Here is a 24,898-nt window from a genome sequence, read left to right as displayed (position 1 = left end):
GGATTGGCAGCTTGCGCTGCCAACGGATTGGCAAATTTGTATACCTTGCTGCTATTGGTAGTATCCTTTTTGAAAGATTAGCACTGTCTCGACGGGCGCCATGGAATCTTCTTTTGCCAACGGGGCATAAATACTAACCCCTAGGCTAAGAGCGATTGCCCCATCAATTTCTTCTTCGATTTCTTGGCCCAATGAAATAAGTGCACGTTTCGCGATTTCAAACCCTGTTCCTAGAAATCGAACCCCATTCAGAGAAGGAGCGGCAGGACTCGTGAACTCGACCGCGTTCAATTTTCCTGATTTACTATAGTAACAAAATACCCCAATATTTTCGAAATAGTCGCAAGGAAACGTATCCCTGATAGATCGTTTGAATGTTCGAAAATTTGTCCCAAGACGCCGTCTAATCTGATTCGGGGACATTCCAAACTCTATTTCCCCGGCGCCTGTGAAAGGTATGATCTTGAACTCAGTCATCAAAAACCGTGCCCTACGGCTTCGTGCTCTTGACGAGCCGCCGGCTAATGGGTGTCACCGTAATTCGTAATGCGACCGTAGTGCGTAATTCCGGATCATGTCGTAATTCGGAGAGGAGATATGGAAAAGAGTGCGCTGTAATTCCTTACACAGTAATCAGTACGAACTGGTTTGGAAGTAAGGCTAATTGAGCGATGGTCTTCCCATTTTCGCTACTGAATTCAATCTCGTATGCCTCCTCGGGATAAGAATGCTCTTCAACAACGACTCCTAAAGCTCCGGCCTGAAGGGATTCTCCCAGCATATCACAAATCAATCTCACAACGTCGTTGATCTTTGGTTTCATAGCGGGACTCTACTTCACGAATAGTGTCATCAGCGACGGGACGTTTGAACCGGGGGCTAAAACTCCACCCGGTGCGAACCTCAACGGTGCCGGCCGGACCTGTAACAGTTACGTCCACCGTATATCGAGCTCCGTATTTATCAACAACCCGTCTGGCCGGAGGCATCGCGCACGCTGGTCGTGGTGTGGGTCAGCGTGCCCAGCGTGACGTCCCGGCGGGCGAGCTTGCCAAAGCCGTCATACTTGTTGCCTTGCGTTGCCCCAGGGTTGGTGGAGGTGAGCTGGCCGATGTTGTAGAAGCCGGACGCCGCTATGCGGGCAAGGCGGGCCATGTGGTCAATCTACGTGCAATGATAGCCGGGCGAACGCGATAAAAGTGCACCGAAATTGCGAAATTCTCTCCAGTTCCTGCCGCACAATAGCGGCCACTAAGTAATGACCCGCGTCATAACTAGGATCTGTGAATGGCAACTAACGACCTTGTGCACTGGCCCGATAATCCAACAACTCTTGCATTTCTACAATCTCTTCCCCGTATTGTCCCGTGACCTTAATGGTGTGGGTGTCAAGATCAACCAGACTCTTCAGGAACAAAATGGTGGGCCGCGCGTGCTCAATTGGAACTAAACCTAAAAGCCTTATCGCATAGAGCGAATTCGCATCCCCGCCTCCTTTTTGGGCCAAAGACATTTTCAATTCTTCCTGCAATTTTTCAATATCGTCGTAAATGCCAACATAAGAGTCCGTAAGCGATCGAGTTACTTGATCAAAATCTTTCGTTCTCTCGTCCAATTGCAATGGAGTCGCAAGATTCTTATCAATCAATCTCGTCCATATAAAAAGGTAAAGTGCACCAGTATCCTCATTAAATTCGTCATATTTCGTATTCCAGTCTATGAACTCCTTCGCAATTTGCGAGGTTACGCGTGATATACATTTCTCCTCAACTGCTCGCCAAGTGAACGGCCAATTATCTGCAAAGATTCCATTTGAACAGTTCAGTATCTCAGGAGTTGATGGCACAGTACAGGCCGATCCTCCGAAAACCAAAATTGCAACAAATCCGGCAATTTTCAATGCTATTTTAAAATGCATGATGGCAACTCCTCACGGACCAATTGGGAAATCATTTACCTGTAAACTCGCACTACCCACCTTATTCGGGCCGATTACATTCATAAGCGAGTTATAGTCTTTATTGTTCTCCACCAAACAACCCAGTGACATCCCTCCTTCACTAGTCGTGGGGCTCCTCCCCGGATGAATAGTCCGCCCGATGCAAATTAGCCGCTGACGCCGCCAAAAAAGTTCCGCGCGGCATTGACGAGAGGCCGGCTAGTGGGAGTCACCGTAATTCGTAATTCACATCGTTACCGTCATTCCTTGATCAATGGGGTTTCAGCTGCTCGATCAGAATCAATTCGACGGCTTGATATCCGTGTAAACCGTCCTGCTCCAAATCGCCCGCCGAAGCTACGCTAGTTTGGCTCTCTAGCTTCGATGGATCAGACTCTGAGTATTTTCGAATAAGAATTCGGTTGGAAAGGCTTTCTTTGTGAACGAAGGTTGGCATAGGCCATTTGTCTTCTGCCCAGCTCTTCATTTGACCAATAATTGGCCAAGTTCCATTTATTAAACCGAGATCGCCACACCGTAGGCACCTGACTGCATTATCTGGACTAAGGTCATTTAATTCATCCGCCTTTGGCAATTCCAGACGCATTGGTCCAAATAGATATGCTAGAATAATCTTTCCCATTGGGGCCATATGAGCTACCAAGCCAAGCCCATAGCCACCTGATCTCAACGGAATGGCAAACAGGGTGCCTTCCTTGTAGGGTAGTTTTCTCACTTTAAGGTTACCTTTACTACAGATGCCGGCGTGATGCGGAAGGCGCGAGTGGTGATTAGTTACGGCTTTGTTGGAGCGCCAAGCTCTCGTGTGTTTGGGGGCTATCCGTTGCTGCCAGTCGTTTTGCTTAGCTTAAGCGCGACGATGCGGAGAATACGCGGCAGGACAAAGCCGAACGGGCGAGGCAGAAAACATACATTAATACCGCAATTTCCAAACCTAAGTTCGCTAAATCTCCTTCGCGCGCAAAGGGACGATCAGGTCCGGGTTGCGCGATCGGCGATCGGCCCAATGGCCCCATATTTTTTCTACTTTCATAGGCTGGCCACAAACAGTCGTCTCCCCCACGTCGCCAACCACCGGAGCCTCCTCGTGGGGCGAGCCACCGGTCTCGCCCCGTCCTTCGGACCCCACAGTGGGAGATCGGAAGGCCCGTGCCCCTTGCGGCTCAGCCCTGTTCGTGCAGCCGTTTTGCAATCGCCCGGTGCAGGTCTGGAGCAGCAGTGATCAGCGCCTTGGCGGCTTCTGATTGCGGGTGGTCGAGTACTTCGCTCGTCCTGCCGCGCTCGACGATCTTGCCGTCATGCATGACCATCACCTCGTCGGTGATGGCGCGGGCGACGGTCAGATCATGGGTGATGAACAGATAGGCGATGCCGAGTTTTTGGTTGAGCTCGGCGAACAAATCGAGGATCTGCGCGCGGATCGAGACGTCGAGCGCCGAGACCGGCTCGTCGGCGACGACCAGCTTCGGCCGGGTGATGATGGCGCGGGCGATCGAAAGGCGCTGGCGCTGGCCGCCCGAAAACTCGTGCGGGTATTTGTCCATGTCGCCTGGTGAGAGGCCGACCTCGTGCAGCGCATGCGCCACCATCTCGCGCCGCGCGGCGGGCGCCGGCTTCTTCTCCAGCACATGCAGCGGCTCGGCCACCAATCTCTCGACCTTCTGGCGTGGGTCGAACGAACCATACGGGTCCTGGAACACGACCTGCATGTCGCGCCGCGCCGGCCTCAGCTCCGCCTCGCTCTTGCCGGTGAGGGTGTCGCCGCGGAAGCGGATTGTCCCTGATGTCGGCCTGTCCAGCGCCAGGACCATGCGGGCAAGCGTCGACTTGCCGCAACCGGAACGGCCGACCAGCGCCACCGACTGACCGGGCGCCATGGAGAAGGAGACATCGTCGACGGCGCGGATGGGAGCCCCTCGCTTGAGCAGCGATATGCGCCGTGCCGGATAGTCGCGCGTCACGCTCTCTACCTCAACCAGAGGTTTTCCTTGGCCGACGCTGTGCCTAGCCCGCGCGGGCACATGCATCGAGGCCTGCGCCAGCTGGCGCGTATAGGGATGAAGCTGTCCGGACAGAATGCGCGCCGTGTCGCCGGCCTCCATCACCTCGCCATGGCGCAGGATGGTGATGCGGTCCGCCATCTCGGTCACCACGGCGAGGTCGTGCGAGATCAGCAGCAGGCCCATGCGGTTTTCCGCTACGAGGTCGCGCAGCAGGTCGAGGATCTGCGCCTGCAGCACCACGTCGAGCGCGGTCGTCGGCTCGTCGGCGATCAACAGCTTGGGTTTCAGCGCACAGGCGATGGCGATGACGACGCGCTGGCGCTGGCCTCCGGACAACTCGTGCGGATAACGCGACAGCGGGAACTGCGCCGCCGGCAGGCCGACCCGGTCCAGCATTTTTCGCGCCCGTTCCTCGGCGTCGCCGCGGCTCGCCCTGGTGTGCCAGCGAATACCCTCGGCGACCTGCTCGCCGATGGTCTTGACCGGGTTGAGCGCCGTCATCGGCTCCTGGAACACCATGCCGATGTCGTCGCCGCGCAGCGCGCACATCTGGTCCTCGCTCGCCGCCAGGATGTCGATGCCGTCGAAGGTGACGCGTCCGCTGGCGTGCGCCGCCCAGGGCAGCAACTGCATCACCGCGAGCGCCGTCATCGACTTGCCGGAGCCGGATTCGCCGACCAGCCCCATGACTTCGCCGGGCGCGACGGAAAGTTCGATGTCCCTGAGGATGGGCGTGCCGCCGATGGTCAGCGACAGCTTGTCGATTTCGAGCAGGCTCATCGCTGCCGCCGCGATTTCGGATCGAGAATGTCGGCAATGCCGTCACCAAGCAGGTTCAAGCCAAGCACGGTGATGACGATCGCCATGCCGGGAAAGATCGCCATCCACGGCGCCACCACCATGCGGGTCTGGGCGTCGAACAGCATGCGGCCCCAGCTCGGCATTGGCGGCTGGGTGCCCAGCCCGACATAGGAAAGCCCTGCTTCGGCCAGTATGCCCAGCGCGAACTGGATGGTGCCTTGCACCAGCAGCAGCGTGGCGATGTTGGGCAGCACATGTTCGATGCTGATCAGCGTCCTGCTCTTGCCGGCGGCGCGGGCGGCGAGGATGAATTCGCGCGGCCAGATCGCCAGGGCGGCGGCCCGGGCGACGCGCGCGAATACCGGGATGTTGAAGATGCCGATGGCAATGATGGCGTTGAACGCGCCCGGCCCGAAGATGGCGGTGATCATGATTGCCGAAAGCAGCGCCGGAAAGGCGAAGACCAGGTCGTTCAGCCGCATCAGCACGTCGTCGACGATGCCGCCACGCGCCGCGGCAAAGGCGCCGAGCGGCACGCCGATGCCCATGCCGATGCCGACCGCCACCAGCGCCACGGCAATCGAGTTGCGGGCGCCGACCATGATCATCGACAGGATGTCGCGACCGAAATGGTCGGTGCCGAACCAGTGCGCCAGCGACGGCGCCTGGGTCTTGTCGGATATGACCAGTTTGGTGACATCGTAAGGCGTCCAGAAGAAGGAGAGGATCGCGACCGCGGCCACCAGTGCGGTGATGGCGAAGCCGGCAAGGAACGAACGGTTTTTGAACGCCTTGGCTAGGATGCCGGCAAGATTCTCGTCGGGGATGTCGATGTGCAGCGTCATTGCCGGCCTCTCAGGCGCGGATCGACCACTGCATAGGAGAGGTCGACAACGAAATTGACGACGATGACGGCTGCAACCAGCAGCATGACGACGCTCTCGACCACGATCAGGTCACGCTGGTTGATCGCCTGGAACACCAGGCGGCCGAGGCCGGGCAAGTAGAAGACGTTCTCGATGATGATGGTGCCGGCAAGCAGGAAGGCGAATTGCAGGCCTAAAATGGTGACCACCGGGATCATGGCGTTGCGCAGCGCATGCCGCCACAAGACAAGCCGATAGGGCAGGCCCTTGGCGCGGGCGGTTCGGATGTAGTCCTCGTTCAGCACTTCGATCAGCGCCGAGCGGGTGACCCGGGCGAGGATCGCCGCCTGCGGCAGAGCGAGAGCGACTGCCGGCAGGAGCAGCGACTTCAGCGCCGGCCAGACACCGGCGCTCCAGCCAGGAAAACCGCCGCCCGGCACCAGCCGCAGCCAGACGGCGAACAGATAGATGAGCATCAGCGCGAACCAGAAGTTGGGCACGGCGACGCCAAGCTGGGCGGCGCCCATCGCAATCGTGTCGCCGGCCCGGCCGCGTCTGCTGGCGGAAAACAGCCCGACCGGAATGGCAATGACTGTGGACAGCGCCAGCGCCATCAGTGCCAGCGGCAGCGAGACGACGAGGCGCTCGCGGACCAGATCGATGACCGGCACCGAATAGGTGTAGGAACGGCCGAAATCGAGGCTCAGCAAGCCGCCGGCCCAATGCAGATAGCGCAGCATGACGGGAGCGTTGAGGCCCATCTGGTTGCGCAGCAATTCGATCTGGTCGGCGCTGGCGTTCAGGCCAAGCATCAGCCGCGCCGGGTCGCCGGGAATGATCTCCAGCACGGCAAAGACCACCATCGAGGCCAGAACCAGCGTGACGACGGCGATGGCGAGCCGCTTGAGGAGGTAGGCGGTCATGAGCTGCCTGATGCAAGCACTGGGCGAAGGTAGCGTTCCCGCCCACCCCCCTCTGTCCTGCCGGACATCTCCCCCTCGAGGGGGGAGATTGGCAGTTTCCACGCTGGCACTGTCCTTGCAACGCTAGTGGTTAGCGAAAGCGGCGATGAGGGCTCAATCTCCCCCCTTGAGGGGGAGATGTCCGGCAGGACAGAGGGGGGTGGGACGGAGTGCAACTTTCGCCTTTCTGTCAGCGATCAATCCGTCCACTTCACCTTGGTCAGGTCATTGGCCTGGATCGGGGCATTTTCCCACAGGCCCTGCAGTTTGGCGTCCCAGACGCCGACCTTCGGCAGTTCGTAGAGGAAGCCGACCACGGCGTCATCGGCCAGGACCTTCTGCGCCTCGCCGAGCAGCGTCATGCGCTTGGCCTCGTCGGAGGTAAGGTTCAGCTCGTCGATGATCTTGTCGAAGGCCGGGTTGTCGTAGTTGAAGTAATAGTCCTTGCGCGAATAGATATCGATGTCGTTAGGCTCGGTGTGGGAAACGATGGTCAGGTCGTAATCCTTCTTGGTGAAGACCTGGTCCAGCCACTGCGCCCATTCGACCGGTATGATCTCGAGATCGATGCCGATTTCGCGAAGCTCGGAGGCGATGATCTCGCCACCAAGCCGCGCATAGGAGGGCGGCGGCAGCTTCAGCGTCGCCTTGAAGCCATTCTCCAGGCCGGCTTCCTTCAGCAACTCCTTGGCTTTCTCCACATTGTGCGGGTAGAGGCCGGTGAGGTCGACATAGGCCTTGCTGGCGGGCGACATGTGCGAGCCGATCGGCACGCCGAGGCCGGCCGAGGCGCCGTCGATGATCGCCTTGCGATCGAGCGCAAAGGAAATCGCCTGCCTGACCTGCAGCTTGTCGAAGGGCGGCTTCTTGTTGTTGATCGACAGGATGGTTTCACCCTCGGTCGAGCCGATCACCACCTTGAAGCGCGGGTCGTCCTTGACCTGGGCGACGCTGTCGGGGTCGAAGAACGGAAAGGCCTGAACGTCGCCGGAAAGCAGCGCCGGAACGGCGGCGGCGGCATCCGGAATGATGCGGAACTCGGCCTTGTCGAGGAACACCGGGGCGCCCCAGTAATTGTCCGACTTGACCAGCGTGATCGACGAGCCCTTGGCCCAGTTCTGGAATTTGAACGGGCCGGTGCCGATCGGTTTTTCCTTGTTGGTGTCGGCTGTCTCAGGCGCGACGATAACCGCGTCGCCCCAGCCCATATTGTAGAGGAACGAGCCTTGCGGGTTCTTCAGCGTGACATTCACCGTCGCGGGATCGACGACCTCGACCTTGTCGATGGCGGCGAACAGGCTCTTTTGCGCGTTGACGGAATTGTCGGCGCGGGCACGATCGAGCGAGAATTTCACGTCGTCGGCGTTGAAGTCGCTGCCGTCATGGAATTTCACGCCTGTATGCAGCTTGAAAGTGTAGACCTTGCCGTCGTCGGAAATGCTCCAGCTTTCGGCGAGATCGGGCAGCACCTCGCCGTTCGGGCCGATGCGGGTCAGGCCCTCGAAGACATTGGCATAGAGCACCTCGTCGATCGCCGCCGCGGCGCCCGCGGTCGGATCGAGATGCGGGGGTTCGAGCGTAATGCCGATGACCAGGTCGGTGCGCGCGGCCATCGCCGAGGTTCCGGCGGCCAACGCCAGCGCCGCAGCGGCCAGAATGGTTTTCCACAATTTCATCGTGCAACTCCCCATATGCTAAAACACGTGCTCAAACCCGGGCGGATAGAAGCGTGAATTCGCCGCCGAGTAAATTGCGTTTCGTACCGTCCGCCGTCGCCGGGAGGAATGTTTTTTCGCCCATGGCCGGCTCATAGCGGGCCGGCGTCCCTCAGCAGAACGTCGAGGCCGATGGCCATCACCTTTGCCGAGTCCAGCATGTCGGCAATGCCGACCCATTCATCGGGCCGGTGGGCGAGATCGAGGATGCCCGGGCCATAGGCGATGCAGTCATAGATGTGGCCGATACGGGCGATGTGCTTCTGGTCGTAGGTGCCGGGCGAAATCACGTAATCCGGCTCGCGGTCGAATATCTCCATGATGCCTTTCGCGACCGCCTTCACCACCGGTGCGTCGCGCTCGGTCATCAGCGGCAGCACCTCCATCAGATCGCGGATCTCGTAATCGAACTTTTTGCGCTCGCGCTTCAGCCGTTCCAGGATATCGGTCACCTCGCTCTTGACCGTAGCGAGATCCTCTTCGAGCAGAAAGCGGCGGTCGATGGTCAGCCGGCAGGAATCGGGCACGTTGGGCGAGGGCAGGCCGGGCCGGAAATCCTCCGTCTGGCCGCCATGGATCGAGTTGATGTTCATGGTCGAGCGCTTTGCGCCTTCGGGCACGACCGGCATGCGCGTCATCTTGCGGTCGAGCGCCGGAAACAGCTCATCCTCGAAGGCCCGCAGCACGGCGCCCATATGGCGCACTGCGTTGTCGCCGAGGAACGGCATCGAGCCGTGCGCGATCTCGCCCTTGGTCTCGATCTCCGCCCACCAGACGCCGCGATGGCCAAGGCAGATGCGATCCTTGTTGAGCGGCTCGGGAATGATGACGTGGTCGACCTTCGGCCTGGAGAAATAGCCGAGCTTGGCCAGATGCGCGACGCCGCCAAAGCCGCCGGACTCCTCGTCGACCGTGCCTGAAATCTCGATGGCGCCGGGAAAATCGGGAAAGACCTCCATGAAGGCTTCAGCGGCGATGATCGAGGCGGCAAGCCCGCCTTTCATGTCGCATGCGCCGCGGCCATAGACCTTGCCATCCCTGACGATGCCGGCGAACGGATCGAGGCTCCAGCCGTCGCCGGGCTCGACGACGTCGATGTGCGAATTGAAGTGCACGCAAGCACCCGGCGCCCGGCCATCGAAACGGGCGACGACGTTGACGCGCGGATAATGGTCAGTGTCGCCGGGCGTGCCTTCGGCACGGATGAATTCGATCTCAAAACCACGCTTCTTCAGCCGCGCGCCGATATATTCGGCACATGGCCGATAGGCTTCGCCGGGCGGATTGATGGTCGGAAAGCGGATCAGATCCGCAGTCAGTGCAACCAGATCATCGGCTCGGTCATCGATAGCCTTGAGGAGCCGTTCGTTCGGTTCGTTCATTCGGCGAATTGAGCAGCGGATGAGGGGGTTTTGCAAGCCCGATGGCGAATTGCGAGTCGATTGCGTGTCGTTACGGCAACTATTGCGGGAAATCGTTCAAATTCGCTGCTTTGGATTGGTGAAATCGTCAGGGAGTAGGTGTTAGCTCGCTGGCTTGCCATCAAAACGCTGGAGAACAGCGTGACGGCAGGCAGGCAAGGGGCATCAAAGGGGTTTGATTGCATGAAAAACACTGTTCTCATGGCAGCGGCATTGATGGCGATGCTGTTCGGTTCGTCGTTCGAGAGCCGGGCGGCCAGCCTGGTCGCGAACATCGATATTTCCTCGCAGACGATGACGGTAAGATACGGGCTTTCGTATTACCGGTGGAGCGTTTCCACCGCCCGCAAAGGCTACATCACGCCGCGCGGCAGCTATCGCCCACAGCGGACGGCCCGGATGTGGTATTCGCGCAAATACGACATGTCGCCGATGCCCTATTCGGTGTTCTTCCGCGGCGGCTATGCTATCCACGGCACCGGCGCGATCCGGCAATTGGGGCGCCCGGCATCGCATGGCTGTGTGCGCCTCCACCCCAGCAACGCCGCCGCGTTCTATTCGATGGTGCGCAAAGCCGGCTTCGGTAATACGCGGATCCTCGTGACGAATTAGGGCCTGCTCCTCGGCCCGCAATAAAAAACCCGCCGGAGCGGCGGGTTCGTCGGGGCCAAATGGCACCATACTGAAATTAGTAGCATAGCTGCCGGCACAAAGCAAGAACAAAATAGGGCCTGTGCCCAAAAAGATCGTTCCGCTCAGGCGGCTTTGTCGCGCACTGTCGCCGGCCGACGCTTTTTGCGGCCGCTGATCTCCCAGCGCTTGTGGAACCACATCCACTGGCCGGGGTCTTCTCGCACCCAGCGCTCGACCACGTCGTTGAGAAGCTGGGTGGTGGCGCGGACGTCGACACTGCCGCCGGCGGTGCGCGGCAAGGTGAGCTTGTCCTCGATCTCGAGCCGGAAACGGTTGTTCGGCAGGCGCACGCAGCGCGCCGGGTAGACATCGCAATCGTAGTGCCGCGCCAGGGTGCCGAGAACCCGGTTGCTCTCGCAGGGGCGGCCGAAGAATGTCGTCTCGAGCCCGCCCGTGAATTTCTGGTCGACCAGCACGCCGATATTGCCGCCTTTCTCGAGGATGGCCGCAAGTGCGAACGAGGCACCGGTCGAAGACGGCAGCAGCGATCCCATGCTCGAGCGGCGGGTCGAGAGGATGTAGTCGGCGAGGTAAGGGTTGTTGGGCGGGCGAAAGAGCGCCGTGATGTTCATGCCGAAGGTCGCCGCCGCCACTGGCAGCAGCTCGAAATTGCCGAGATGCCCGGTGAAGACGATATGCGGCTTGTCCTCGCCGGCAATGCGCACGAAATGCTCCACGCCCTTGACCTCGACACGGCCCGGCTTCGTCGCAGTGGGATCGTAGTCGAACAAAGCATCGAGAAAGATGTATTCGGTGGCCAGGCGGGCCATGTTGCCCCACATGTCGGAAGCGATCGCCTCGATCTCGGCATCGCTCTTTTCCGGATAGGCCTTGCGCAGATTGTCGACAGCAACCTGATGGCGCGCTACCCAAGGGCCGATGCGGCGGGCAGCGCGGTCGGCGAAATTGAGCGCCCTGTCGGGCGGCAGCAGGCGCAGCGCGGAGATGATGATCATCGCGACGCGCGCGACCAGCCAGTAGTTGAACTGGCGAAGCCGCCTGCCATAGCGGAATCCCACGTCCCTGCGGATCTTCCTGAAGGCGTTGCCGATCATTTCAGCCGACGCGCAGGATGATCTTGCCGAAGACGTCGCGGCCTTCCATGCGCTTCAGCGCCGCATCGATTCCGTCGAAGCCAACCTCGGTGTCGATCACCGGCGCGACCAGGCCCGCCGCCATCTTCTGCATGGCGTCAGCCATGTTTTCCATGCGGCAGCCGAACGAGCCTAGCAGCTTCAGCTGCTGCTGGAACAACTGCATCAAATTGATCTGCGTCGACACGCCGGAGGTCGAGCCGCAGGTGACCAGCCGACCGCCGCGTTTGAGGCATAGCATCGAGGCGGCAAATGTGTCGGCGCCGACATGCTCGAACACCACGTCGACGCCCTTCTTCTTGGTCAGCTTGCGCACGACGCCTTCGAAGCGGTCGTCGCGGTAATTGATGACGTGGTCGGCGCCGAGCGCCTTGGCCTTGTCGATCTTGTCGTTCGAGCCGACGGTGGTGATGACCGTGCAGCCCATCTTCTTGGCCAGCTGAATCGCGGCGGAGCCGATGCCGGAGCCGCCGGCATGGACCAGTATCGTCTCGCCGGGCTGCAGCCGGGCATTGTCGAACAGCATGTGCTCGACCGTGCCGAAGGTGACAGGCGCCACCGCCGCGCCGATTTCGCTCACGCCGGGCGGAGCTGGGACCAGAAGGCGCGCCGGCAGGTTGATCTTTTCCTGCGCAAAGCCGTCGAGATGGAAGCCGTGCACGCCCGAAACATGCTCGCAGAGATTGTCGCGGCCTTCGCGGCAGGCGCGGCAAAGACCGCAGGTGCGGGCGCCATAGATCGACACCAATTGCCCGGTCACAAGGCTGGAAACGCCTGGGCCGACCGCCTCGACCTCGCCCGAGGCCTCGGCGCCGACGACCAGCGGCAGCTTGCGCTTGGCGAAGGCCATGCCGCGCCAGCCCCAGACGTCGATATGGTTCAGCGCCACGGCCTTGATGCGCAGCGTCACCTCGCCGAGCAAAGGCGGCGGCGGCGGCGGCAGGTCCACCGTTTCAAGCCGGCGATCCTCGATAAGTTGCAATGCGCGCATGCCAGATCCCAGGTTGCGCATGACCGAGAACCGTTTCGGAAGGGATCATGCGCACGACAACAGTGCTAGAGCGGAACGGTCGCTTAGACCGGTTCCCGCGCCATGACAAGGCAGGTGTTCTGGCCGCCGAAGCCGAAGGAGTTCGACAGGACGGTGCCGACCTCGGCGTTGCGCTTGGTGTTCGGCACCACGTCGAGCACGATCGCCGGGTCGGGATTGTCGTAGTTGACGGTCGGCGGAATGACGCTTTCGCGCATCGTCATCAGCGAAAATGCTGCCTCGACGGCACCGGCAGCCGATAGGGTATGGCCGATCATCGACTTGTTCGACGAGACCGGCATTGACGAGATCCGCTCGCCGAACACCGTCGACAGCGACAAATGCTCCATCTTGTCGTTTTCGGGCGTCGAGGTGCCATGGGCGTTGACATAATCGATCCCGTTCTCACTCAAGCCGGCATCGGCAAGGGCGGCGCGCACCGCCGCGATCGCCGGTGAACCGTCCGGCTTGGAGCGCGTGCGATGGAAGTCGTCGGCCTTTTCGCCGCAGCCGCGCAATATGCCGAGAATGGTGGCGCCGCGGGCAAGTGCTGTCTCCAGCGATTCCAGCACAAGGGCGCCCGAGCCTTCGGCGAGCACGAAGCCGTCGCGATCCTTGGAGAAGGGTTTTGAGGCCTTTTCGGGGATGTCGTTATGGGTCGAGAGCGCCGATAGAAGCGAGAAGCGGATCAGCGCCTCGGCGGTCGCCGAGCCGTCGGCGCCGATCGACAGCGCCCTGTCGCATTCGCCGCGGCGGATCGCCTCGACGCCGAGCTGGATCGCCGTGGCGCCCGAAGCGCAGGCTGTCGACAGCGTGATCGGCAGGCCGCGCGTTCCGAAACGGTCGGCAAGCCGGTCGGCAATCGAGCCGAACTGGGTGGTCTCGAAAATGTCGAGTTCCCTGAGGCCGCGCGCTACCCGCAGCAGCCTTTCGGCGCCGGAATCGTGCCTGTCTGAATTATTGGGCTTGTCGGAATTGTAGAGCGAAAAGCGCTCGCTCCAGTCGAGCTCGACCGGCGGCGAAGCGAGGAACAGCGGTCCGCCGAAATCGCCGGCATCGAGGCCTGCCTCCGACATCGCTTCCTGGGCGGCGGTTTCGGCAAGCTCATAGGTGAGGAGACTGGCGCCCTTGGAGCTCGACGGCAGGAAATCGACCATGCCGGAGATGCGGGTGTTGAGATGATCGACCGGGAAGCGGGTGATCGGATGGATGCCGGATTTGCCTGACGTAAGTGCCGCCCAATTGTCGGCTTTGCCGACACCGAGCGACGTCACCACGCCGATGCCGGTGACGGCGACGATGGGCCTGCCCATGTGGTCGTTCAGATTGGCCATTTGTTGTCCAAAAACCTGTTTCTCTTGGAGCGTCGGATCGCCCGAAAACCGCGCCACACGTTTCGGTCCGATGCTCTAGGCGGCTTTGATCAGCGCCATGCCCTCGAATTGGTGATAGCCGATCGCCGTTGCAAGGATGGTCTTCGGGACACCGGCAAACGGTTTTTCGACTGTGGCGTCGAAGACAGGGTAGGCGGCCTTGCGGTCGACAGCCAGGGCCGCCAGCGCGACGGCAAAGGGGAACTGCGCTTCCTTCATGTGACCGGTCAGCGTCGAAAAGCCGCGTGCGGCGATCGCCGGATTGGCGTCGAGCGCCGATTTCTCGGCGGCGGTCGCGGCATGGGCGCCCGAAGCGCCGGAGATCGCCAGCAGTTCGCCATTCGGCAATGCGGCCTGCTTCAGCAGCGCGGCGATCTCGCCATCGAGTTCGCCCCGCCGGCGCCTGGCGCGGCCGGACAGGATCGGGCCGAGTTCCGCATAGATCTTCCGGCCACGGCTTTCCGCATGCTCGCGCTGCTCCAGGACGAGAAACGCGCCGCCGGATCCGGTCACCACGCCGCCGCCCTCGGCACCTTGCCTTTGCCAGACCGGCGTCCACGGACCGCGATGCAGGTAGCCGGCCAGTTCATAGCCGAGCAGCATGTCGGAGTGTTCGGTCTGGAAAGCGCCGCCGACCAGTATATGCGTCGACTGGCCGGAGCGGATGCGCGCGGCCGCCGTCTCGACAGCGGCAACGCCGGCACCTTCCTCGCCCATGAAGGTGCGCGACGATCCCGTCACCTTGTGGACGATCGAGATGTTGCCGGCGAGCAGGTTGGAGAGCTGTGCCAGAAACAGCGTCGGGCGCAATTCCGTGGTCAGCTTCTCGTTGAGCAGCACGTCGCGGTCATTGCGGCTTTCCGATGCCGCGAGAATGGCCGCGTCGACCGCCTCGTCGCGCTCGCCGCCGCCGGCGGCCACCACCATGTCCATGGTCGCGCAGAGTTCGTCATTGCCCTTGATGCCGGCATCGTCGAGCGCAAGGCCGGCCGCATAGGTGCCGAGCCTCTGCCAGGTCTCCATCTGCCGCTGGTCGCCACGCTTGGCGATCTGCAGGTTCCAGTCGATCTCCGGCAGCGGGTGGACCGTATAGGGCGAGAAGCGCGAGGCCTCCAGAACCGGTTCAAGGCGCGGCTGGACGAGCTTTTGCCAATGCGCATCCGGACCCTCGCCCAACGACGAGACAAGGCCGATGCCTGATATGACGACGTCGCGGGGGTTCATGGGCGGCTGTTGTGGGTGAGGGCGCGTCAAGCGCTGTGCTTAGATGGCGTTCTTGGCGGCGACGAGCGCGTCGATCTTGGCGCACAGGTTCTTCATGACGAAATAGTCGTCGGTCGAGGCCTTGCCGTCGTTGACCTCCTGCGTCCACTTTTCCAACGGCACCTTGATGCCGAATTCCTTGTCGATGGCAAAGACGATGTCGAGGAAGTCGAGGCTGTCTATGCCGAGATCGTCGATGGTGTGGCTTTCGGGCGTGATCGTCTCGATGTCGATCTCGCTGGTGTCGGCGATGATCTTGGCGACTTTGTCGAACGTGGTGGACAAGGGCTTTTCCTTCGATTGCGGGCGGAATCTGTCCGCATGTGTTTTGGGCTGTCTAATCGGTTTTTCCGGGCAGGAAAAGGCCTGATACGCCGGGCGCAGATGGGATTGCTGCCCAGGCAGAGCAAGATGAGATCGGAATCCAACCACGGCTTCTCGTGGCAGTGGCATTTCGGCAACACCTATCTCGCTCGACGCGAGGAGCGACCGGCCCGGTCAGAAGGTAACGCGGCCGAGCACGCGCAGTCCGTCGCCTTGCGGCTCGACGACCACGGCTTCGCCTTCGCGCGGCGAGATGCCGGTCAATTCCTTGATGTCTTCGAGATGCGTGACCATGACCAGATTGTCGGAGCCGGAATAGCCGCGGATCTCTGCCAGGATCGCAGCGATCTGAGCGGCCTTCTCCTTTTCGTCGGTCTTCAGCAGGTCAAGCGGTGCGAACGGCTCCGGCTCGCTTTCGAAAGCGATGCGGGCGGTCTCGAGGCAGCGGCAATAACGGCTGGACAGCACGCGCTCGACCGGTGCCGCGCGGGCGCCAAACAGCGCGCCGATCTTGCGCGCCTGTTGCTTGCCGCGCTCCGAGAGATTGACCTGGGTGGTGCATTTGCCGAGGTCGAAATTGGCCGCATCGGTGGTGCCTGTGACCATGGCATGGCGAAGCAGCACGACATGCCCGCCGTCGCGCAGCAGCGCCCAGCCGGCTTCCGTCGCATGGGCTGTGGCGGAAACGGCAAGCAACAGCAGGGCCAGCACAAATCGAAGCATCAGACATCCTTTTCGGGTGACCGGCAGGCAGGTCCCCGGTGACCGGCATATAGGGACGGCAAAGCCGGCTGAAAGACAAGCCGAGTGCAACCTGCGGCCGAGACGCCTATTTCTTCGCTATCTGCTTCTTCACCAGATCGATCTTGCGGTCGGTCAGCGGGATGGGGAGTGTATAGCCAGCATCGGTAAAGCCCTGCTTGGCGTTCTCGAAGAATTCGATCGCCTTTTGGTATTCGGCATTGCCACCGCCATAGCTGCCGCGGTTCCAGTGGACGTCGCCGAGATTGTTCTGCTCGAAGGCCCATTGCATCGGCTGGCTTTCGCGGGTGAAGACCTTGAGCGTTGCCTCGAAGGCGGCTTCGGCTTCGTCCAGATATTTGCCGGTGCGTTCGAGATTGCCTAGATTGATCAGGCTCATGCCGATGCCGTTCTGCGCGTTCGCCCAGTCGACGGGCGAGGTCTCGAAGGTCAGCACCTCCAGCGCTGCCCGGCGCGCGGCGATCGAAGCGGCCAGTTTGCGGGGATCGGCCTCGCTCATGCTCAGCCATTGCAGCGCCGAGCCTAGACCGGCCTGCGCCAGTGCCCATTGCCGCGGCGTCGTCTCGCGCTTGTATTCGCGAAGTGCATCGCGATAGGCCTCGATCGCCTCCTCGTAATGCACCGGCTTGTCGGTCACGCCGCCGAGCAGTTGCAGCGTGTTGCCGAGATTGTAGTGGGTCATCGCCCAGTCGAGCGGAAACTCCTTCTTGGTGTAGACGCGCCGTGCCGCCCGGTATGCGGCCGCCGATTGCTCAAGCCTGGCAGGATCGCGCGTGCGCTGGCCGAGCGTCTGGTAGATCGAGCCGAGATTGTTCTCCGCCGAAGCCCAATCCGTCGGAAAACGTTGGCGTGTGAATATGGTCAGCGCGTCGCCATAGGCGGCAGCCGCCTCTTCGAGCAGGCCGGTGCCGAGATCGAAACGGGCAGCACTGCTCAGCGCGTTACCCAGATTGAGACGGCTGCTCGCCCAGGAGAGCGGGAAGGTGTCGCGTGTGCGGATTTCGAGCGCGGCGCGGAATGCCGCGGCTGCCTCGTCGATTTTTGCCTTGTCGTTGCGTTGCGTGCCGAGAGACACCAGCGTGTTGCCGAGATTGTTCTGGACCATCGCCCACTGAACGGGCGCCTTTTCGCGCGTGTATTCTTCAAGCGCCAGCCGGTAGGCGGCCTCGGCCTCGGTCAGGCGCTCGCCGCCCGGTTCGCGTTCCGAAAGCGCGTAAAGCGCAAGGCCAAGGTTGCTTTGCGAGGCGGCCCAGTCCAGCGGGACTTTGTCGCGCGGCCGCTTCTCCAGCGTGGCGCGCATCGCCACCACCGCCTCGTTCAGGCGTTTCGGGTCGCTCTCGCGTTCGCCGATCTTCAACAGCACATTGGCCAGGTTATTCTGGGCGGCCGCCCAGTTGAGATCATCCTTCTCGCGCTCGAACACGGCAAGCGAATCGCGAAAGATCTTCGCTGCCTCTTCCAGCCGGTCGATTTGGCGCTCGCGCTCGCCGATCGTCTGCAGCACCACAGCCATGTTGTTGCGGGTGATCGCCCAGTCGCGGTTCTGCTCGCCATTGGGGATGAAGTTCAGGATGACGCGGTAGGCGTCGATGGCGTGCTGCAGCGCTTGCCTGTCGCCGGTGGCGCTGCCATGCGCGTTGAGCGCTTCCGCCTCCTGGTTCTTGTAGTTCCAGCGCAGCCTGTCGTCCCATCTCTCGACCAGCGAGAAGGCCTTGCCGTAATCGTTGGCGGCCGACAGATAGTCGAAGACCAGCGCCGAAGCGTCGGCGCGCCTGGCATAGATCGCCGCGTCGGCAAGACGCTTCTGCCTGACCAGATCCTCTGCCCGGTCGACCACGCCGCTGGCCTGCTCGACCCGGCCCACCGCCTGGTCGAGGAAGTTGCGCGCAGTGACGATGGCGCCCTGGCCGATCGCCTTGTCGGCCGAGGCGACGAGGCGGCTGATCTCGGGGTCGTCGGTGCGCAGCGCGTCGCGCTCGGAGATCATCTTCTTCAGGCGCTCGGCCTGGGCGTCGAGCAGCTTTTGCAGGTCGGTGGGGTCCTCCGGCATCTTTTCGGTGCCGAGCGCCTTCAACACGCCATAAAGCGCGTCGAGCGGCACGCCGTCCTGCAGCGAGGCCAGTTCCACCTGTGCCCGCTTGGGGTCAGGCAACTCGGCGATCGTCAGCAGCAATTGCCGCCGCTCGCCGGTGATCAGGCCGTCGTCGCCGGTCGGTTCCTGCGGTGCTACGCCGAAGTAGAGCAGCCGGCGCAGGCTTTCATTGACCCATGGCCGCTGCTTGGCCTTGGTGTCGAGATAGACCTCCTCGGTCACCATGCGCATGACCGAGCCGAACTCGGTGCCCTTCATCGCCGCGAGGTGGCGCAGAAGTGCCGCTGCGTAGGGGCTGTTTTCGCCGACGATGCCATCGAGTGCCGGCCGCCCCGGCTCGGCGGCAAGGCCGATCACCGTTCCCAGATTTTCCGTCGCGGTCGCGTTTGCCAGTGCCCTGGCACCGCGCACCGGCTCCAATCCGCCGGCGCTGATCGGCGAGGCCGAGGCCGTCGGCGCCCGGCGCAGCACCGCATCCGCCGGAAACGGGTTGGTGCGGCAGGCATCGAGCAGCATGATCGTTACCGGCACGGTCGTCTTCAATTCGTCCATGACGGCGGAGATCGGCACCAGGGCCTGATCGGCGTCCTTCAATGAAGAAACGTCGGCGTCGACCGGCACCAGATAGTTTTCGCCGCCGGCCTCGATGCCGTGGCCGGAATAGTAGATCAAGGCGACGTCGGCGTCCTCTGCATCCTCGGCGAAACGCTCGAGGTCGCGCTTCAGCTTTGCCGTGTCGCGGTCGGTGACGCTGCGCGCGTCGAAGCCGAGATCGGTCAGCATCTTGGCGATGTCGCGGGCGTCGTTGGCGGGGTTGGGAAGAGCCGCTATGTGCTGGTATTTCGACTGGCCGACAATCAGCGCCACGCCCTTGAGGCTCGCCGGCTCCGCGGCATGAGCCGAGGTCACCACGAGGCAAAGCATGGCGCCGACGAAAGCCGTCAGCCACGCCTGCTTGAAGAAGTGCTGATTTCCGACAAGGCCCATTCGCCGCGTGTCCCCCGACAACCCTGTATAGCGCTGGCATCCAACCATGAGCAAATTCGGGCAAGATCCGAGCGGCCGGATTGTTGGCCGGTACATTCGCGAGGGAAGGGCGATTGCGCCGCCGCCGGGGCTCGCCTATCACGGGAAAAATGTCTCCGCTTACCGAAACCGTCCTCTTCGTCTTCAGTCTCGTCGGGCTCGGCTATCTTGCCGGGTTGACCGGCTATTTGAAGCCGGCGAGCGGCGAGGGCGTATCCGAATTCGCCATCAACGTGGCAATGCCGCTTTTGCTGTTCCAGACCATGGTAAAGGCCGATTTCCACGGCGTGGCGCCGTGGTCGCTATGGGGCGCTTATTTCGCGGCGGTGGCGCTTACCTGGGCTGCCGGCCATCTGGTCATTACGCGCATCTTCGGGCGGGACGCCCGCGCCGGCGTCGTCGGCGGCGTGTCGTCGTCCTACTCCAACGTCGTCCTGCTCGGCGCGCCCTTCATCATCGGCGTGTTCGGGCCGGCGGGGTTCGAAGTGCTGTCACTGCTCGTTTCCATTCACCTGCCGGTGATGATGATGGCCTCGATCATCCTTTTCGAGATGTTCGGCCGCGGCGGCAGCGAGCCTGTGCATCCGCTCCGCGTCGTCAGGAGCTTTCTCAGGAGGGTATTCATCAATCCGCTGATCATCGGCATACTGGCCGGGCTGGCGTGGCGCTTCACCGGTGCGCCGCTGCCGGTGCTTGCGACGCGGCTGAGCGACGCGCTGGCCGGCACGGCCGCCCCGGTGGCGCTGTTCGCCATGGGGCTCAGCCTGCGCCGTTTCGGCATTTCCGGCAATGTAAGGCCGGCGCTGGCGCTGTCGGCGCTGAAACTGTTCCTAATGCCGGCGCTGGTTCTCGGCCTGGTCTGGCTGATCGGCCTGCCGCCATTGACGGCCAAGGTGGCGGTCATGGTTGCGGCGTTGCCGTCCGGCATCAATTCCTATCTCATCGCGGTGCAGTTCAACACCGGCCAGGCGCTGGCGTCGAACCAGATGACCATCGCCACCGCCTGTGCGGTCGTGACCACTGCGTTTTGGCTGACAGTGGTCGTCCATGTTTTTGGATAAGAACTCGGGTTTTTGGATAAGAACTCGGGTTTTTGGATAAGAGCCCGGGTTTTTGGATAAGAACCCGGCTGCATCGCCTCTCGCTTTGGCTGGCCCAAACCCTATATGCCATCTTGTGATTGCTTGCGGGGCTTGCCCTGGGCTAAGAGCAGTGGCTCTAGCGATGCTATCGCGCACGTCCATTCACGAAATCAGCGACCGGCCCGCCAGGTGCCGAACGGAGGCGAGATCATGCTTCAGAAAACCAGCCATTTCATGCGGCAGGCCAATCTCATCAATGGCGAATGGGTGCAGGCCGATTCAGGCCAGACGATCGACGTCAACAATCCTGCCACCGGCCTCAAGATCGGCACCGTGCCGAAGTCGGGCAAGGCCGAGACCCGCCGCGCCATCGAAGCCGCCGACGCTGCCTTCCAGACATGGCGCAAGACCACCGCGCTCGAACGCTCGAAGCTGTTGCGCAAGCTGCACGACGCGATGATGGACAATCAGGACGTGCTGGCCGAACTGCTAACCATCGAACAGGGCAAGTCGCTGTTCGAATCCAAGGGCGAGATCGGCTCGGCCGCGTCCTACATATTGTGGTTCGCCGAAGAAGGCCGCCGCACCTATGGCGACGTCGTGCCGTCGCCCTGGGCGGACCGCCGTATCCTGGTGACCAAGGAACCGGTCGGCGTCATAGCCGCCATCACGCCGTGGAATTTCCCATCCTCGATGCTGGCCCGCAAGCTTGGTCCGGCGCTTGCCGCCGGCTGTACCGCCGTGGTCAAGCCGGCGTCGCAGACGCCTTATTCCGGCCTTGCCTGGGGCGCGCTTGCCGAGGAAGTCGGTTTCCCCAAAGGCGTGATCAATATCCTGACCGGCGCTGCCGGTGAGATCGGCGACGAGATCTGTGCCAACCCGCTGGTCAAGAAGATCACCTTCACCGGCTCGACCGAGGTCGGCAAGATCCTGATCCAGAAGTCGTCGGTGACGGTCAAGAAAGTGTCGATGGAGCTCGGCGGCAACGCGCCGTTCATCGTCTTCGATGACGCCGATCTCGAGCGGGCCGTCGCCGGCGCCATCACCGCCAAGTACCGCAATTCCGGCCAGACCTGCGTCTGCACCAACCGCTTCCTGGTGCAGGCCGGCATCTACGACCAGTTTGTCGAAAAGCTGGCTGCTGCGAGCAACGGGCTGAAGGTCGGTTCCGGCCTCGAGGAAGGTGTCCAGCAGGGACCGCTGATCGACGAAAAGGCGGTGGAGAAGGTCGAGGAGCTGATTGCCGACGCTACCGCCAAGGGCGGCAAGGTCGTCGCCGGCGGCAAGCGCCACGCGCTCGGCGGCTCGTTCTTCCAGCCGACGGTGATCGCCAATGCGACGCCGAGGATGCGCTTCATGAAGGAAGAGATCTTTGGCCCGGTAGCGCCGGTGTTCAAGTTCGAGACCGAGGAAGAGGCCGTGGCACTGGCCAACGACACCGAGTTCGGCCTGGCCTGCTACTTCTACACCGGCGATCTCGGTTGCGCCTTCCGGGTCATGGAAGGGCTCAAATACGGCATGGTCGGCGTCAATGAAGGGCTCATCACCACCCCTGAGGCGCCGTTCGGCGGCGTCAAGGAATCGGGCCTCGGCAAGGAAGGCGGCCATCAGGGCATCGAGGACTATCTCGACACCAAATATGTCTGCATCGGCGGACTTGGTCTCTAGAAGCCTCATGCGGTAATACCGAAAAAGACCCTGAGCCGCTTCGGAAAAGGCCAGGCTGGCGTCGAGCAACGAACTTGCGAGCATGGCGATGAAGGACGGCGAGGTTTTCGGTACGACGCAGGCGGGCGAGGAAGTCCGCCGTTTCACCATTCGTGGCGGCGGCCTTACCGCCAACATCATCGGCCTGGGTGCGATCATCCAGGATCTGCACCTGGCCGGGCACGAGGCGCCATTGGTGCTCGGCTATGATCATTTCGAGCACTATGAGACGGATACCGCCTTCTTCGGCACCGTCGTCGGGCGCTATGCCAACCGTATCCGCGACGGCCGCTTCACGCTTGCCGGCAAACGCTACCAGACCGAGCGCAATTTCCTCGAAAAGCACACGCTGCATGGCGGTTCGCAAGGTTTTTCGCGCCGTGCCTGGGCGGTTTCGCTGCATGGCAGGGATTTTGTCACGCTGACATTGCACGACCCCGACGGCATGATGGGCTTTCCCGGCGCGCTCGACGTGACCTGCACCTACCGGCTCAAGATCCCCGGCACGCTCAGCGTCGAACTGACAGCCACCTGCGAGGAGCCGACGCTCTGCAATCTCACGCAGCATTCCTATTTCAACCTGGATGACGGCGGCACCGGCGACATTCTCGACCACCGGCTGATGCTGAATGCCGGCGCCTATCTGCCGGTCGACGCGGATCTCATTCCGACAGGCACGGTCAAGCCGGTCGACGGCACCCCCTTCGATTTTCGCCAGGCGCGGCCGCTGCGCATGGAGACCGAGGGCGAACAACTCCCCTATGACCAGAATTTCTGCCTCGCTTCGACGCGCGGGCCGCTGAAGCAGGCGTCGTGGGCGCAAGGCGCGAATTCCGGCGTCGAGATGGAGCTCTGGACGACCGAGCCGGGCGTCCAGCTCTATACCGGCCAGTATCTGGCGCCGTCCTCGCCTGGACTGGGCGGACGCCAGTACAAGGCGTTTTCAGGCTTCTGCTTGGAACCGCAAATCTGGCCGGATGCGCCCAACCGGCCCTATTTCCCGCAAGCCACGCTGTGGCCGGGCCAGATCTATCATCACGTGACGGAATACCGGTTCAGGCTGCCTTAGGGCATGACCCCCGGAAACCGGCATGGTTTTGCTGCGCTGACCTCCGGTTCGGAAAGGATCATGCAAAATTCAAAGTGTTATAGCGTCCTTTGCGCGTCCATGACGCGCGGCGCTCTGGAGTCAAAACGCAATCACTCTGAACGACCGACTTCGAACCCTCTCGGACCTTTGACGCCGAGAGCCCTGACGACGCAAGTTGACCCGTTGAAGACGTTCATCCGCACCCGGTCGAAAGTCAGGAACGGCTGACGAGCGGTCATTCACCGCGCGGCCAACGGCGCGTTCTGGCTCCGATGCTTCCATGGGTGTAGGGTTGTGCCATAAAGAGGCGCATATGGCGGTTCCCCCTCTCAATCGGAAGCTGCTGGCGATCCTGGCGGCCGATATGGTTGGCTACTCGAAGGCGATGGAGGCCGATGAGGCCGGAACCATTGAGCGATTGAAAACCGTTCGTTCCGAGGTGTTCGACCCCGCCATCTCCCAGCACCATGGCCGCGTCGTCAAGTTGATGGGCGATGGCGCGCTTGTCGCCTTCGAAAGCGTGGTCGACGCAGTCGCCTGCGCAGCGGAAATCCAAAGCGCGGCGGCCGCGCGCAATGAAGGTCTGCCAGAGCCTGAGCGCATCGTGTTCCGCATCGGGGTCAATCTGGGCGACGTTGCGCTGGTTGACGGCGATGTCTATGGCGACGGCGTCAATGTCGCCGCGCGGTTGCAGCAACTCGCTGAGCCGGGCGGCGTGATCGTATCGGGCACGGCCTTTGACCATCTGCAGGGCAAGCTTGATTTGCCCCTCGATTTCGCCGGCGAGCAGCAGGTCAAGAACATCAGCCGCCCCGTGCGGATGTACCGACTGAGGCTCGATGGCAAGCGGGTGCGTTGGACCTTACGCAAGGCGATGCCGCGCTGGACCAGGACGACTGCAGCGGCCATCGTCGTGCTGGCTCTGGCGGGTGGAGGGACCTGGTGGTTCTTTCAGCCCGCGCCGCTGGGGGCCAAGCCATCGGTCGCGGTGCTGCCCTTCAATAACTATGGCGGCGACGAGGCCACCGGGCGTTTGGCCGATGGCTTGACTGAGGATATCATAACCGACCTCGCGCGGTTTCCCGAACTTGAGGTCGTGGCCCGGAATTCGACGGAAGTTTACAAAGGCAAGCCGGTGGATGCCCGCCAGGTAGCAAGTGCGCTCCATGTCGGCTTCGTACTAGAAGGCTCTATCCAGCGGCAAAATGGGCGGGTGCGGGTCACCGCGCAGTTGATCGATGCACAAACCGGCAACCATCTTTGGTCGGATCGTTGGGACCGGCCTGCTGAGGACGTTTTCGCCGTCCAGACCGAGATCGCAGAGCAAGTCACCAACCGTCTGGGCGGCGGCGTAGGGTTGATTCAGGCGGCCGGGCGGGCCGCGGCCAAACGTAAACGACCTGAAAACCTGAATGCTTATGATTATTATCTGCTCGGGACCGAGAAGATTGAAAAGATCACCATAGCGGATGAGGAGGAGGCCATCGCGCTTCTCAACCGCGCCGTTGAGCTGGACCCCGGGCTGGCCCGGGCCTGGGTAGAACTTTATCATGCTCATGGTATATTGGCTGGCTTCGGTATCAATCCCGAGAGCGAGATCAAGGCGGCTGCCGATGTGGCCGAACGCGCGGTGC

The 24,898-nt window shown here is 61.8% G+C and carries 22 protein-coding genes; 5 read left to right on the top strand and 17 right to left on the bottom strand.

The features are described 5' to 3' along the window. Positions 1-51: 51 nt before the first annotated feature. The 10 genes from NKI54_RS26590 to NKI54_RS26545 form a co-directional block, all read right to left on the bottom strand. Complete coding sequence (locus tag NKI54_RS26590; RefSeq protein ID WP_352692711.1) at positions 52-477, bottom strand: hypothetical protein; 426 nt, start codon at positions 475-477, stop codon at positions 52-54. 145 nt (positions 478-622) lie between these two features. Further along, the gene (locus NKI54_RS26585) at positions 623-823 is read right to left on the bottom strand and encodes a DUF4926 domain-containing protein (RefSeq protein WP_352692710.1); all 201 of its coding nucleotides are present in this window, start codon (positions 821-823) and stop codon (positions 623-625) included. A 140-nt stretch (positions 824-963) separates the two neighbouring features. Continuing rightward, entirely contained in the window at positions 964-1,155 is a 192-nt protein-coding gene (locus tag NKI54_RS26580; protein ID WP_023676475.1) for a hypothetical protein, read from the bottom strand. Between the two features lie 139 nt (positions 1,156-1,294). Beyond that, positions 1,295-1,918 (bottom strand): DNA polymerase Y subunit UmuC family protein, encoded by a 624-nt coding sequence (locus tag NKI54_RS26575; protein WP_352692709.1) that lies wholly within the window; start codon positions 1,916-1,918, stop codon positions 1,295-1,297. A gap of 292 nt (positions 1,919-2,210) precedes the next feature. After that, positions 2,211-2,675, bottom strand: coding sequence for an Imm26 family immunity protein (locus NKI54_RS26570; protein WP_023676473.1), 465 nt, complete (start codon positions 2,673-2,675; stop codon positions 2,211-2,213). A gap of 448 nt (positions 2,676-3,123) precedes the next feature. Further along, positions 3,124-4,743, bottom strand: coding sequence for an ABC transporter ATP-binding protein (locus NKI54_RS26565; RefSeq protein ID WP_023676472.1), 1,620 nt, complete (start codon positions 4,741-4,743; stop codon positions 3,124-3,126). Next, the gene (locus NKI54_RS26560; RefSeq protein ID WP_023676471.1) at positions 4,740-5,609 is read right to left on the bottom strand and encodes an ABC transporter permease; all 870 of its coding nucleotides are present in this window, start codon (positions 5,607-5,609) and stop codon (positions 4,740-4,742) included. The genes NKI54_RS26565 and NKI54_RS26560 overlap by 4 nt, the downstream gene beginning before the upstream one ends. Then, complete coding sequence (locus tag NKI54_RS26555) at positions 5,606-6,553, bottom strand: ABC transporter permease (RefSeq protein ID WP_352635603.1); 948 nt, start codon at positions 6,551-6,553, stop codon at positions 5,606-5,608. Before NKI54_RS26555 ends, NKI54_RS26560 begins: the two co-directional genes overlap by 4 nt. Positions 6,554-6,789: 236 nt before the next feature. Continuing rightward, the gene (locus NKI54_RS26550) at positions 6,790-8,268 is read right to left on the bottom strand and encodes an ABC transporter substrate-binding protein (RefSeq protein ID WP_352635601.1); all 1,479 of its coding nucleotides are present in this window, start codon (positions 8,266-8,268) and stop codon (positions 6,790-6,792) included. A gap of 131 nt (positions 8,269-8,399) precedes the next feature. Then, positions 8,400-9,689 carry an acetylornithine deacetylase/succinyl-diaminopimelate desuccinylase family protein gene (locus NKI54_RS26545; protein WP_352692708.1) on the bottom strand — a complete coding sequence of 430 codons (1,290 nt, stop codon included), beginning with the start codon at positions 9,687-9,689 and terminating at the stop codon, positions 8,400-8,402. A 222-nt stretch (positions 9,690-9,911) separates the two neighbouring features. Between NKI54_RS26545 and NKI54_RS26540 the strand changes: the two genes are divergently transcribed. Further along, entirely contained in the window at positions 9,912-10,340 is a 429-nt protein-coding gene (locus tag NKI54_RS26540) for a L,D-transpeptidase (protein ID WP_023676467.1), read from the top strand. A 143-nt stretch (positions 10,341-10,483) separates the two neighbouring features. Here the strand turns inward: NKI54_RS26540 and NKI54_RS26535 are convergent, their stop codons facing one another. The 7 genes from NKI54_RS26535 to NKI54_RS26505 form a co-directional block, all read right to left on the bottom strand. Then, on the bottom strand, positions 10,484-11,476 hold the full coding sequence (locus NKI54_RS26535; protein WP_031211715.1) for a lipid A biosynthesis lauroyl acyltransferase: 993 nt from the start codon (positions 11,474-11,476) through the stop codon (positions 10,484-10,486). Position 11,477: 1 nt separating this feature from the next. Further along, positions 11,478-12,506 (bottom strand): zinc-binding dehydrogenase, encoded by a 1,029-nt coding sequence (locus NKI54_RS26530; RefSeq protein WP_023676465.1) that lies wholly within the window; start codon positions 12,504-12,506, stop codon positions 11,478-11,480. Between the two features lie 83 nt (positions 12,507-12,589). Continuing rightward, on the bottom strand, positions 12,590-13,879 hold the full coding sequence (locus tag NKI54_RS26525; protein ID WP_352692707.1) for a beta-ketoacyl-ACP synthase: 1,290 nt from the start codon (positions 13,877-13,879) through the stop codon (positions 12,590-12,592). A 75-nt stretch (positions 13,880-13,954) separates the two neighbouring features. Beyond that, positions 13,955-15,142 (bottom strand): beta-ketoacyl-ACP synthase, encoded by a 1,188-nt coding sequence (locus tag NKI54_RS26520; RefSeq protein ID WP_352568922.1) that lies wholly within the window; start codon positions 15,140-15,142, stop codon positions 13,955-13,957. 39 nt (positions 15,143-15,181) lie between these two features. Next, positions 15,182-15,466 (bottom strand): acyl carrier protein, encoded by a 285-nt coding sequence (locus NKI54_RS26515; protein WP_023676462.1) that lies wholly within the window; start codon positions 15,464-15,466, stop codon positions 15,182-15,184. A 213-nt stretch (positions 15,467-15,679) separates the two neighbouring features. After that, entirely contained in the window at positions 15,680-16,228 is a 549-nt protein-coding gene (locus NKI54_RS26510; RefSeq protein ID WP_023676461.1) for a histidine phosphatase family protein, read from the bottom strand. 106 nt (positions 16,229-16,334) lie between these two features. Then, positions 16,335-19,346: a caspase family protein gene (locus tag NKI54_RS26505; protein ID WP_352635590.1), complete on the bottom strand. Its 3,012-nt coding sequence runs from the start codon at positions 19,344-19,346 to the stop codon at positions 16,335-16,337. Between the two features lie 149 nt (positions 19,347-19,495). On the opposite strand from NKI54_RS26505, the gene NKI54_RS26500 reads away from it, so the two are divergent. From NKI54_RS26500 to NKI54_RS26485, 4 genes are all read left to right on the top strand, one after another. After that, positions 19,496-20,446 carry an AEC family transporter gene (locus tag NKI54_RS26500; protein ID WP_352470327.1) on the top strand — a complete coding sequence of 317 codons (951 nt, stop codon included), beginning with the start codon at positions 19,496-19,498 and terminating at the stop codon, positions 20,444-20,446. Positions 20,447-20,677: 231 nt separating this feature from the next. Continuing rightward, the gene (locus tag NKI54_RS26495; protein WP_352635587.1) at positions 20,678-22,135 is read left to right on the top strand and encodes an NAD-dependent succinate-semialdehyde dehydrogenase; all 1,458 of its coding nucleotides are present in this window, start codon (positions 20,678-20,680) and stop codon (positions 22,133-22,135) included. An 82-nt stretch (positions 22,136-22,217) separates the two neighbouring features. Further along, on the top strand, positions 22,218-23,243 hold the full coding sequence (locus NKI54_RS26490) for an aldose epimerase family protein (protein WP_352635585.1): 1,026 nt from the start codon (positions 22,218-22,220) through the stop codon (positions 23,241-23,243). Positions 23,244-23,577: 334 nt separating this feature from the next. Further along, a partial coding sequence (locus NKI54_RS26485) for an adenylate/guanylate cyclase domain-containing protein (RefSeq protein ID WP_352692706.1) occupies positions 23,578-24,898 on the top strand: 1,321 nt, incomplete at its 3' end.

The organism is Mesorhizobium sp. M0663 (assembly GCF_040320585.1).
In the GTDB taxonomy this organism is placed as follows: Bacteria; Pseudomonadota; Alphaproteobacteria; order Rhizobiales; family Rhizobiaceae; genus Mesorhizobium.
The sequence above is the reverse complement of the archived record's forward strand: the minus strand, read 5'-3'. Positions and strand labels throughout refer to the sequence as shown.